Annotated in this window: 11 protein-coding genes; all 11 read right to left on the bottom strand. The window is 27.8% G+C overall.

Annotated elements, in window-relative coordinates:
* Nucleotides 1-259, bottom strand: a 259-nt coding sequence (locus tag ACTT90_RS03245; RefSeq protein ID WP_440937413.1) for an undecaprenyl diphosphate synthase family protein, incomplete at its 3' end; no start/stop codon positions are given.
* Nucleotides 256-807 carry a ribosome recycling factor gene (frr, locus tag ACTT90_RS03240; protein ID WP_440937412.1) on the bottom strand — a complete coding sequence of 184 codons (552 nt, stop codon included), beginning with the start codon at nt 805-807 and terminating at the stop codon, nt 256-258. The genes ACTT90_RS03245 and frr, both read right to left, overlap by 4 nt.
* Nucleotides 807-1,658, bottom strand: a complete 852-nt coding sequence (gene tsf, locus ACTT90_RS03235) for a translation elongation factor Ts (RefSeq protein WP_440937411.1) — start codon at nt 1,656-1,658, stop codon at nt 807-809. The genes frr and tsf overlap by 1 nt, the downstream gene beginning before the upstream one ends.
* Before the next feature lies 1 nt (nt 1,659).
* Nucleotides 1,660-2,463 carry a 30S ribosomal protein S2 gene (gene rpsB / locus ACTT90_RS03230; protein ID WP_440937410.1) on the bottom strand — a complete coding sequence of 268 codons (804 nt, stop codon included), beginning with the start codon at nt 2,461-2,463 and terminating at the stop codon, nt 1,660-1,662.
* A gap of 127 nt (nt 2,464-2,590) precedes the next feature.
* Nucleotides 2,591-6,010, bottom strand: coding sequence for a DNA polymerase III subunit alpha (gene dnaE / locus ACTT90_RS03225; RefSeq protein WP_440937409.1), 3,420 nt, complete (start codon nt 6,008-6,010; stop codon nt 2,591-2,593).
* Complete coding sequence (locus ACTT90_RS03220; RefSeq protein ID WP_440937408.1) at nt 5,997-6,680, bottom strand: ABC transporter ATP-binding protein; 684 nt, start codon at nt 6,678-6,680, stop codon at nt 5,997-5,999. Before ACTT90_RS03220 ends, dnaE begins: the two co-directional genes overlap by 14 nt.
* Nucleotides 6,673-7,905 carry a lipoprotein-releasing ABC transporter permease subunit gene (locus tag ACTT90_RS03215; protein ID WP_440937407.1) on the bottom strand — a complete coding sequence of 411 codons (1,233 nt, stop codon included), beginning with the start codon at nt 7,903-7,905 and terminating at the stop codon, nt 6,673-6,675. The genes ACTT90_RS03220 and ACTT90_RS03215 overlap by 8 nt, the downstream gene beginning before the upstream one ends.
* Nucleotides 7,902-9,236 (bottom strand): proline--tRNA ligase, encoded by a 1,335-nt coding sequence (gene proS / locus ACTT90_RS03210; RefSeq protein ID WP_440937406.1) that lies wholly within the window; start codon nt 9,234-9,236, stop codon nt 7,902-7,904. Before proS ends, ACTT90_RS03215 begins: the two co-directional genes overlap by 4 nt.
* A gap of 1 nt (nt 9,237) precedes the next feature.
* The gene (locus tag ACTT90_RS03205; protein ID WP_440937405.1) at nt 9,238-9,483 is read right to left on the bottom strand and encodes a DUF1467 family protein; all 246 of its coding nucleotides are present in this window, start codon (nt 9,481-9,483) and stop codon (nt 9,238-9,240) included.
* Nucleotides 9,483-11,141, bottom strand: coding sequence for a ribonuclease J (locus ACTT90_RS03200; protein ID WP_440937404.1), 1,659 nt, complete (start codon nt 11,139-11,141; stop codon nt 9,483-9,485). The genes ACTT90_RS03205 and ACTT90_RS03200 overlap by 1 nt, the downstream gene beginning before the upstream one ends.
* Before the next feature lies 1 nt (nt 11,142).
* Nucleotides 11,143-11,883: a type III pantothenate kinase gene (locus ACTT90_RS03195; RefSeq protein WP_440937403.1), complete on the bottom strand. Its 741-nt coding sequence runs from the start codon at nt 11,881-11,883 to the stop codon at nt 11,143-11,145.
* Nucleotide 11,884 lies beyond the last annotated feature (1 nt).

Raw genomic sequence — 11,884 nt, 5'->3', positions numbered from 1 at the left:
TTAATATATCAATTTTTTTTAATAGAAAATTTTCTAGAAGATTAAATAAAAATTTAATTTCATCCTTAGGTCGTTTCCAATTTTCTGTTGAAAATGTGTATAAAGTAAGAAATTTAATTTTTTGTTTTAAAGATTCATCAATAATGTTTTTTACTGTTTGAAGACCAGCTTTATGACCTGCATTTCTATTATTTTTATGTTTAACTCCCCATCTTCCATTACCATCCATGATAATAGCGACATGATTGACTGGGTTCATATAGTCATTATTTCTTTTTCTTTATTTAAAACTTTTTCGTCTACAATATTTATGTGTTTATCTGTTATGTTTTGAATTATTTTTTCATTAGATTTTTCATCATCTTCACTAATTTCTTTAGATTTAAGAAGTTTTTTAAGCTCTTCATTAGCCTCTCTCCTAATATTTCTTATTGAAACTTTGCATTTTTCTCCCATTGATTTAATCATTTTCTTCAATTCTGTTCTTCTCTCTTCATTAAGCTCTGGGATTGGTAATCTTAGCAATTGACCATCAATCTGAGGATTTAAACCTAGCTCTGATTTTTTTATTGCTGAATCAACTAATGGTACATTATTTACATCCCAAACTTGAATATTAATCATTCTTGGCTCTGGTGTAGTGATACTTGCAAGTTGGTTTATTGGCATTTGTTGACCATATACATCAACTTTAACTAGATCTAACATTGATGCGTTAGCCCTACCTGTTCTTAAAGATGCGAGTTCTTTTACAAAAACATCAATAGTTTTATCCATTTTAGAACTGTACGATTTTTCCTCAAACATTATTCACCAATTTTTATTCTTGAAAACTCTTTTATTTTCAAATCAGCAATACCTAATTCCTTAATTATATCTTGAACTTTTTTCTTTGGTTCCATTACCCAAGCTTGAGATAATAATGAATTTTCTTCTTTGAATTTATTCATTTTCCCAATGCTAATTTTTTTTGCAATGTCATCAGGTTTACCTGAATTTTTAAGTTCTTCAGTAACTAATTCTTGTTCTTTGTCTATTATAGATTGATCTAGTGAATTAGAATCTAATGCTAAAGGATTTGATGCTGCAATATGCATTGATAATTGTTTTCCAAATGTTTTTAGTGCCTCTGATTTATCAGATGTTTCTAAAGATACTAATACTGCAAGTTTTGATAAATTGTCTTTAACAACAGTATGCAAATAGTGGAAATTAGTTGATCCATTATTATTGATTGTTTTTACTTTTCCAATCGTAATTTTTTCACCAATTTTAGCAACTAATGCAACTAAATTGTCTGCAACTGTTTGGCCATTTTTCATTTTTGATGAATTTAGTTTTTCAATATTTGAATCATTTTCATTGTTCATTTCACTTAACTCTTTAACAAAATTTATGAAATCATCATTTTTAGCAACAAAGTCAGTTTCACAGTTAACCTCTATTGCTGATATTTTGTTTTCATCTCCTGAAACTGCAACAACACCTTCTTTTGCATCTCTAGACATTTTCTTTGAAGCTTTAGAGATTCCTTTTACTCTTAAAATTTCAACAGCTTTATCTAAATCACCACCTGACTCTTTAATTGCTAAATTGCAATCTTTAAATCCAGCACCAGTCGCTTCTCTTAGTTTTTTTACTTTTTCTATATCACTCATGTTAATTTAAGGTTTCCTTTTTATCTTTTGCAAATTTTTCATTAAGCTTTTCTCTGTCTAACTCTGCTAAAGTTTTTTCATCTTTTTTTGACTCAGCTTTAGGTTTTTCCAGTACAGGTATTGAAGATTTTGCATTATTGATTGTTTCTTTAATCAGATTACAATACAAATCAATTGATCTTCTAGCATCATCATTACCTGGAATTGGAAAATCAATTCCATCAGGATTTGAATTGCTATCTAATATCGCAATTATTGGTATTCCTAATTTAACTGACTCTTGAATTGCTAACGACTCATAATTTGTATCAATTATAAACACAAGATCAGGAACTTTCTTCATCTCTGCAATTCCACCTAATGATCTTTGTAATTTATCTTTCATTACACTCATTTTAAGTAATTCTTTTTTCGTAAATCCTCTGTTTTCAGAAGTTAGATCTGTTTCTAATTTTTTTAATTTTTTAATTGAATTTGATATAGTGCCCCAATTAGTCAACATACCACCTAACCATCTGTAATTTACAAAATATTGATCTGTTTCTTTAGCTACTTCTGCGATTGCTTCTGAAGCTTGTTTTTTTGTTGAAACAAATAAAATTTTTCCATTGTTAGCTATAGTTGAATAAACTTTCTCTAAAGCAACTTTTGTAAGTTCTAATGTTTGGGTAAGATCAATAATATGGATTGAATCTCTTTTCCCAAAAATATATTTTTTCATTTTAGGGTTCCATCTTAAAGTCTTATGACCTAAGTGAACTCCAGCCTCTAATAATTGTTGTATTGATAAGTTAGGTATTTTCATATTTATTCCCGGTTAAGCCACCACAGTAATTTCCATTTAAGGACCGGAGGTATAAAACCAAATACTGTGTGCGTATTGTTAGTTTAAACTTTTTAATACAATAAAATGCTTAATAAACAAGAAGTTTTTAATTGATTTCTGCTTGAATTTGTTGATTTTTAATCAAATTTAAGGTTTTACGATCTAGGTTTCTTGGATTTTCAAGTTTAAAGAACATTTTATTTTCACCATTATCCAACTCTATATTAACGTTTGTTTTTCCATTATCTGCCAATAAATTTGAAATTTTTTCAAGTTGATTTGGTGATGTAATTTTAAATAAAACTTCTGTAATAGGTTTATTAATTAAATCTTTTAGTGAAGCAATTTTTTGTACATTTATACGTTTAGTCTTATTTTCATCGTTTGAAATTGTTTTTACAAGTGTAAGTAATAGCGAACTTCCCTCTTTTAAGATTTCTCTATTCAATTCTAAAGTGTCTGAGAAAATGAATAATTCGAACACACTATTTAAATCAGTTAATTTTATTACACCATAAGGAGTACCTTTAGCTGTTTTTCTTTCAGCAAGTTTTAATAAAGTCGCTGAAATATTACATTCTTTTGATAAATCATTATTTGAAAATTCTTGGTAATCTGTGATGTTGTAATCATCAAATGTATCCTTAAATTGATTTAAAGGATGATCGGAAATAAAAAAACCAACAGCTTCAAATTCTTTAGAAAGTCGTTCTTCAAATTTCCAATCATCAATTTTTAAAATTAATTCTTCATCATTGTTTGATAATTCATCTCCGAACAAATCTATTTGATTAGCAATTTTATTTTCATATAAATTTTTTGATTTTAATATCAAATTTGGAATAGAATTGAATAATGCTTGCCTATTATTATCCAAACTATCAAAGGCACCTGCTTTAACAAGTCCTTCAAGTTGTAACTTATTTATGTCTTTTGGGTCTACTCTATTTACGAAATCATTTATCGAAACAAACTTACCATTCAGTTCTCTTTCCTTTACAATATTTGAAATTGCTTCAAATCCAACAGCTTTTATTGATCCTAATGCATAGTAAAATTTATCATCAATAGTTCTAAAATCAGCAAAACATTCATTTATGTCTGGACGAATAATTTCAACTTTCAGCCTTCTTAATTCCTCATAGAATTCACTTAATTTATTTTGGTTAGATAAATCCATTGTCATTGATGCAGCAATAAATTCTTTTGGAAAATATGTTTTTAAATATGCTGTTTGATAAGAAATAATTGCATAGGCAGCTGCATGACTTTTATTAAATCCATATTCAGCAAATGGTTCAATTTTTAAAAATATACTAGCTGCAATATCTTTGCTTATCCCATTATTAACAGCTCCATTAATGAAATTTTGTTTTTGTTTTTCTAATTCTGCTCTTTTCTTTTTTCCCATTGCTCTTCTCAGGATATCTGCTTGGCCGGCAGTAAAACCTGATAATTTTTGAGCAATTTGCATCACTTGTTCTTGATAAATGATAACACCATAAGTTGGTTTTAATATTTCCTCTAATAAAGGATGTAAGTAGTCTGGGGTCTGTCTTCCATGCTTACAATCATTATATGTTGGTATGTTACTCATTGGACCAGGTCTATAAAGAGCAACCAGTGCGATGATATCTTCAATATGATTTGGTTTCATTTGCAAAAGTGCTTCACGCATTCCAGCACTTTCAATCTGGAATAATCCAACAGTTTTGCCTGAAGATAATAAATCAAATACTTTTTGGTCATCATATCTAATTTGATCAATAATGAAATTTTTATCAATTTTTTTTATAAGTTTTTGTGTATTGTTTATTACTGTAAGTGTCTTTAAACCTAAAAAATCAAACTTAACCAAACCTGCATTTTCTGCAGAATACATATCAAACTGTGTTGATGGTAAAAGTAAGTCTGCTGAACTATCTTTATATAATGGAACTACATCAGTAAGTTTTCTATCAGCTATTACAACACCAGCAGCATGTGTCGCTACATTTCTATTTAATCCCTCAATTTGGAGAGAAATTTCTGCTAATTTTTTTACTCTTGGATCTTCTTTAATCATCTTTTGCAATCTTGGTTCTCCAGCTATACATTCAGATAAAGTTTGTGGTCTTGACGGATCAAATGGTATCATTTTTGAGATACTGTCTACAAAACCATAAGGTAAACCAAGAACACGACCAACATCTCTTATTGCCATTCTTGCTTTAAGTTTACCAAATGTGATTATATGTGCTACGCTGTTTTGATATTTTTCAGTAAGATATTTGAATACTAAGTCTCTTTTTTCCTCACAAAAATCTATATCAAAATCAGGCATTGAAATTCTATCTGGATTTAAGAACCTTTCAAAAATCAAATTAAATTTAATAGGATCAACATCGGTTATTGAGAGACACCAAGCTACTAGTGAACCAGCGCCTGAGCCCCTACCTGGACCAACTGGTATATCATTTTTTTTTGCCCATTTAATATAATCAGAGACAATTAAAAAATAACTAGAGTATTTCATTTCAATGATAATGCTTAATTCATGATTTAGTCTATCTTTATAATCTAAATATTTTTCATCTTTATCTAACTCATTTTCATTTTTCAAAAAAACTTCTTTAAATTTAATTTTTAAACCTTCAATAGAGTCTTTTTTTAATATTTCATCAGCACTACCATCTTTTTCAGAACTAATATCAGGTAATATTGGTTTTGATGAAGAGGGTTTAAAATTACATCTTAAAGGAAAATTATAATTATTTTCTAATGCTTCAGGTAAGTCAGAAAATAATTCTGACATTTCATTATCATTTTTTAAATAATGTTGATTTGAAAATTTAATTCGATTTTTTTCATTAACATAAGTTTTATTACCAATACAAATTAAGGCATCATGTGCTTCATGCATATTTTTATCAATATAGAAAACTTCATGAGTGGCAATAATTGCAATTTCTTCTTTTAATGATTGATTAAGATTAAATTTTTCAAATCCTTTTTCATTTTCATCACCATGTCTTTGTATTTCAATATAAAATCTATCTTTAAAATTTTTTTTTAGTAATTTATATAAATTCGAGATTTCAGAAAATTTTCCTTTATCAAAAAGTTTGCCAAATAATCCATTTATTGAACCAGAGAATATCGCTACACCTTCATTATTTTCCAATAAATCATCAAAATTAATATGGGGTTCAGACAAGTTATCATTTTCAAGAAATGATTTAGATGAAAGATAAATAATTCTTTTGTATCCTTCTTCGTTCATAGCAAATAGAGGAAGTAATCCGAAAGTATCACCATATTTTATAAAAATTTGTGTACTTAGAATTGGTTGCGTCCCAACTTTAGAAACTTTTTCAGAAAATTCTAAAGCTCCACATAAATTTGAAGTGTCACTTAAACCTAAGGATTTAATTTTATTATCTTTACAAATCGTATCAATGTCATCAATTTTTACTGCGCCTTCACAAATTGAATATTGAGAATGTATTTTTAAATGATTAAAATTTTGTAATTTAATTTCTGACATTAATGGTACTTATATTACCATTAACCATTTCTAATATGCAATCTGACTTATTAGCAAAATATCTATTGTGAGTTGCAAAAATAATAATTCTATCTTTTGATATTTGTTTTGTTAGCAGTGAAAAAATTTCTTTAGCAGTGTTTAAATCCAAACTTCCAGTAGGTTCATCTGCTAAAATAATCTTTGGTTTGTTGATCAAAGCTCTAGCTATAGCCACTCTTTGCATCTCACCACCTGATAATTCTGATGGATAATGATTTATTCTATTAGATAGACCAACTTCATTGATTATTTTTTTTGCATTATCTTTTGCATCAAATTTATTTTCACCACATGCTAAATTTGCAAGATATACATTTTCTAATGTGGTAAAATCACTTAAGAGATTATTTTGTTGATAAATAATACCTATATTATTAGCTCTAAATATATCATTTATATTTTTGTCATTATACCCGATGATTAAGTTATCAAACTTAAGTATTCCTTTATCAGGTCTATCAATCATAGATATAATATTTAGCAATGTTGATTTTCCTGATCCAGAAGGACCCATAATAGAATAAATTTTACCTGTTTTAAATTTGTAAGATAATTTTTTTAACACTGAAATCTTTTTATTCGTTGAAAAACTTTTTGAGATATCTTTTAGCTCGACAATATTATTCATATTTTAATGATTTGATTGGATCTAATTTTGCAGCTTTCATGGCTGGAAAAATAGATACGATTATTGTTATAAATATTGAACAAAGTGCAATAATAATAATTGATGAAATATTTATTTCTGATGGCATTTTACTTAAGAAATAAATTTCTTCTGGAAAAAGACTGATATTGAATGTGTTACTTAAGAATTGTCTTAAATTTTCAACATATAATGAAAAAGTAACTCCAAGAAAAATTCCAAATATTGTAGCAGATGTGCCTATTAATATCCCAACTAGGAAAAAAATTTTAACAATTGATTTATTTTGAACACCTATTGATTTTAAAATACCAATATCTTTTGTTTTATTTTTAACAAGAATTGTTAAACCAGAAATTATATTAAAAGCAGCTACAATTATTATTAATGATAGAATAATAAACATTACGTTCCTTTCAACTTTTAGTGCTGAAAATAAAGAACTATTCATATCAGCCCAACTATAGACAAACTCATCTTCAAAGATTCTTTGTGTAATTTCTTTTTGATTTTCAATATTTTGAGGATCTTTTAAAAATAATTCTAAATTTCTATCATCAGAAGAATAATTGAAAAATTCTTCTAAACTATTCAAATTTATAAATGCAACATTATTATCAAAATCTACTAAACCACTATCAAAAATTGAAGTTACAATAAAACTTTTTTGTCTAGGCAAACTTCCAATGATTGTGTCTAAGGAAGATGGAGACATGAGTACTACATTATCCCCAATTTCAAGATCTAATGAAAAACTCAGTTCTTTTCCTATTGAGATAGCATCTTTTTCTAAACCATTTTTAATACCATTAAAATTTTCATTATTAATTATTTCAAGTTTTTCAAAATCTAATTTTGAATAACCTCTTAGTAAAATTCCTTTTGTAGTATCATTTTTTAAAATGACAGCTTCACCAGAATTGCTCTCTAGAGAATGTTTTAAATTATTTAAAATCTTTTCATTTTGTAACTTATTTGTATCAATTTTTTTTGAGTACGGTTTAATTGTTAAATGAGAATTAAAGCCAATAATTTTATTAACTAATTCTGTTCTAAATCCATTCATAACAGACATCACAATTATAAGAACTGCTACACCAAGACCAATACCAATAAATGAAAAAATAGAAATTACGTTTAAGAAACCATCCTTTTTTCTGGATCTTAAAAACCTAAAAGTTATTTCTTTTTCTAATTGAGATATCAATTTTTATTTTTTTCTTCTGATACAATCTTGATAATATCTGATACAGATATATTTTGAGTTTCTTTTCCAATCTCCTTAAATTCAAAAAGATTTCCATCAGATTTGTTTCCAATTATTATTTGGTAAGGAGATCCAATTAAATTCATCTTTTTAATTTTAGAAGATAAATTTTCATCAGTATCATCAATAATTACATCAATATTTTGTTTGTTTAATTCAGCCATTAAATTGTTAGCTTTTTCTAAACTTGATGAGTCATTTTTATTCATCATTGGAATTATTGCTACATCATATGGAGCTACTGATAATGGCCATTTCATAACATCATTTTTATCATCGAATTTTGCTTCGATTATGGCACCTACAAGTCTTGAAACACCTATTCCATATGAGCCCATTTTTACGAAATCTTTTTTTCCACCAGGCAAATCAACTGAAGCACTCATAGGTTTTGAATATTTATCACCAAAATAAAATATATGACCAACCTCAATACCTTTAGTAATTAGCCTATTTTCTTCTGTAACTTTGTTTTCAAATTCTTCTTTATTAAATTTCTCATCAGTAACAGCATAAAATTGTTCATATTTTTTTCTTAATTCAATTAATGAGTCTTTATTTATTGGGGTACCCTCTCCACTTAGTTCAAAAATTCTTTTATCTGTAAAAATTTTACTTTCTCCCGTGTCAGCTAAAATAATAAATTCATGTGAAAGATTACCACCAATAGGTCCTGTATCAGCAGCCATTGGAATAGCCGTTAAATCAAGTCTTTTAAAAGTTTTTAGATAAGATAGAAAAAATTTATTGTATGAAAAAAATGCTTCATCATCATTTATGTCAAAAGAATAAGCATCTTTCATATAAAATTCACGACCTCTCATAATACCGAACCTTGGTCTTATCTCGTCTCTAAATTTCCATTGTATATGATACAGTAATTGAGGTAGTGATTTATAAGATTTTACTGAAGCTCGAAATATTTCTGTAACTAATTCTTCATTAGTTGGACCATACAACATTTCTCTTCCCTGTCTGTCCTTTATTCTTAACATTTCTTCACCATAGTCCTCATAACGTCCACTTTCTTTCCATATCTCACTAGATTGAATTGTGGGCATTAATATTTCTTGAACACCAATTCTATTTTGTTCTTCTCTTACTATTTGTTCGATTTTTTTCATTACTTTAAAGCCTAAAGGCAACCAAGAATAAATACCTGCAGAAGATTGTTTAATCATTCCAACTCTTAACATTAGTTGATGTGATTTAATTTTGGCCTCTGATGGATTATTTTTTAAAATTGGAATAAATGATTTTGAAATGTACATTTTAACTTATCATATTCCTTAAATTTAAATATTCAAACCTCATTAATACATAAAGAATTCCGAAAATTACTGATGTAATTAATGTGCAAAGAAAAAATTTTTTTAACATCTTTGGATTTTGAGGTGATCCAGAGTCTTCACCTTCCACTTCAATAGGTTTATTTCTATCTACATCAATTGGTAATATTGAAAAAAAAACGATCCACCAAATAATTACATATAAAATTGCAAGACCAGTTACGCTCATTAAATTTTAACTATATTAATATTTGTATATGGTTTTTTACCGGTTTTATCTTTCGAAAATTTTCTGCAAGCAATTTTAAGTGCATCAATCAAATTGTGTTCTTGTTGTTTACTTCCTAATTTGAAAGTTCTGGTAGTTCTTTCAATTTCATCTTCCATACCATATACAAATTCCTCTTTTTCAAAAATTGGAAGACCCTTAAAAGATACTATAGGGTTATTATGTATATTTCCTTTTGGAGTAACCATAATTGTAATTTCTAAATATCCATTAGCACTCAAATTTTTCCTTTCTTTTATTGATTGACTGTCTTCTTCAACACTTACAGATCCATCAAGATATAGTCTTCCGCTTGGTGCTTTATCGTAAATTTCTGGTTTATCTCCTGGAGCTAATTTTACTATATCACCATTCTCGACCTGAACGGGATATGGGACCTGCATTTCTTTTGCAAAATTAATATGTTCAATCAAATGTCTATGTTCTCCATGTACAGGAATAACGCACTTTGGTTTCACCCAATCATACATATCCTTTAAGTCTTCTCGATTTGGATGACCTGATACATGTATAAATTCACTTTCCTCCGAAATAACCTCAATACCATCTTTAACCAATTGATTATGAAGTTTATAAAGTTTCTTTTCGTTTCCAGGAATAATTTTTGATGAAAATATCACAGCATCTCCTTTTTCAATAAAAACATCAGGATGAGTGTAGCTTGAGATTCTCATCATAGCACCCATGGGCTCTCCTTGGCTACCTGTGCAAAGATAAACCATTTTTTCTCTAGAAATGTTTTTTGCTTCTCTTGGATCAATTGGTTCAATTGTGTTTTTCAAATATCCACATTGTCTTGCCGCTTTATAAATTCTATGCATTGATCTACCAACTAAAGAAATTTGTCTTCCCGTTTTTTCTGCACAATAAAAAGCTGTCTCCATTCTAGCAACGTTAGAAGCAAAAGATGTTATGATTATTCTTTTTTTTAATCTGCTCATAATATTCAACATATTTTTTCTAACATCTGCTTCAGATCCTGATCTTCCAGCGCTAAAAACATTTGTTGAATCACAAATCATTGCAAGAACTCCTTCGTCACCTATTTCTTTCAATCTTTTGGAATTAATATTGTCACCAATTAAAGGATTAGGATCAACTTTCCAATCTCCTGTATGTAAAACTACACCAGCTGGTGTTTTTATCTTAAGTCCATTAGGCTCTAAAATTGAGTGAGTTAAAGTAATATACTCAACCTCAAAAGGCTTCAAATCAACTTTTCCATTTAATTCTACAATCTGTAAGTCGTTTGTAACATCAATATGTTTTTCTCTAAATTTTTCTCTTATTAAAACAGCTGTAAATGGAGTTGCATAGATTTTACACTTTAGCTTTGGCCACAAATGTGCAACTGCACCGATATGATCTTCATGTGCATGGGTTAAAACAATTCCCAAAAGATTTTCTTTTCTTTCTTGAATAAATCCTGGGTCAGGATAAATCAAGTCAACACCTGGTATAGTATCATCAGCAAATGTTACCCCAATGTCTACCATGATCCATTTATGATTACCTGGCTGACCATAACCAAATAAGTTCATGTTCATACCTATCTCACCAGAGCCACCTAATGGGCAAAATAAAAATTCGTCTTTCATTCTATTTTATTAACTTTGAAGATTTAATAAGGCCATTGATTGTAATATTAGTATCTTGTTTTACTTTAGTTTTAATTGAATTTTTGTATAACTCAGAAAATCCACCAGTTAATATAATTTGAAAAGATTTTCTGGTTTCCTTCTTAATTAATTTTATCACATTGTCAATTAATCCAGCATATCCCCAAAAAAAACCTGATCTAACAGCTGAAATAGTGTCTTTACCTATAACTTTAGATATTTTTGTTAAATTTATTTTTGGAATTAGCGATGCTTTATCAGAAAGAGTTTTAAGCGATAATTCAATACCAGGTGAAATGATTCCACCTTTATAATTATTACCAATTAATACATCAAATGTAGTTGCTGTGCCAAAATCTAAAATAATAAAATTCTTTCTTTTATCAACAAGACTAATTGCATTAGCTAATCTATCTGATCCTACTTGTTTATAATTGACATCAATTTTTAAGAAAGATTTTAAATTTAATTCCTTTAATTCATAGCATCTAGTTTGAGTTTTTTTTGAAATAAATTTCTTTATTTCTTTATATGTTTTAGGCACAACACTACAAAAAAGAATTTTTTTAATTGGATTGAAATCAATGTGCTTAAAAAAAGAGTTCAATTCTCCTCTTTTAAATTTTTTACTCGATATAATAACTCTTTTAACAATCTTTAAGTTATCATTTATTAAGCAAATTTTTGTATCTGTATTTCCTATATCACCTAGTAATAACATT

It is taken from the genome of Candidatus Pelagibacter sp. (assembly GCF_052049935.1).
In the GTDB taxonomy this organism is placed as follows: domain Bacteria; phylum Pseudomonadota; class Alphaproteobacteria; order Pelagibacterales; family Pelagibacteraceae; genus Pelagibacter.
This window is presented reverse-complemented; position numbering and strand designations above follow the sequence as displayed.

Coding starts and splice junctions, on each gene's coding strand:
- dnaE (WP_440937409.1), bottom strand. CDS start 6,010: ATGTCAGAAATTAAATTACAAAATTTTAATCATTTAAAAATACATTCT.
- ACTT90_RS03205 (WP_440937405.1), bottom strand. CDS start 9,483: ATGAGCGTAACTGGTCTTGCAATTTTATATGTAATTATTTGGTGGATC.
- frr (WP_440937412.1), bottom strand. CDS start 807: ATGTTTGAGGAAAAATCGTACAGTTCTAAAATGGATAAAACTATTGAT.
- rpsB (WP_440937410.1), bottom strand. CDS start 2,463: ATGAAAATACCTAACTTATCAATACAACAATTATTAGAGGCTGGAGTT.
- ACTT90_RS03200 (WP_440937404.1), bottom strand. CDS start 11,141: ATGAAAGACGAATTTTTATTTTGCCCATTAGGTGGCTCTGGTGAGATA.
- tsf (WP_440937411.1), bottom strand. CDS start 1,658: ATGAGTGATATAGAAAAAGTAAAAAAACTAAGAGAAGCGACTGGTGCT.
- proS (WP_440937406.1), bottom strand. CDS start 9,236: ATGTACATTTCAAAATCATTTATTCCAATTTTAAAAAATAATCCATCA.
- ACTT90_RS03220 (WP_440937408.1), bottom strand. CDS start 6,680: ATGAATAATATTGTCGAGCTAAAAGATATCTCAAAAAGTTTTTCAACG.
- ACTT90_RS03195 (WP_440937403.1), bottom strand. CDS start 11,883: ATGTTATTACTAGGTGATATAGGAAATACAGATACAAAAATTTGCTTA.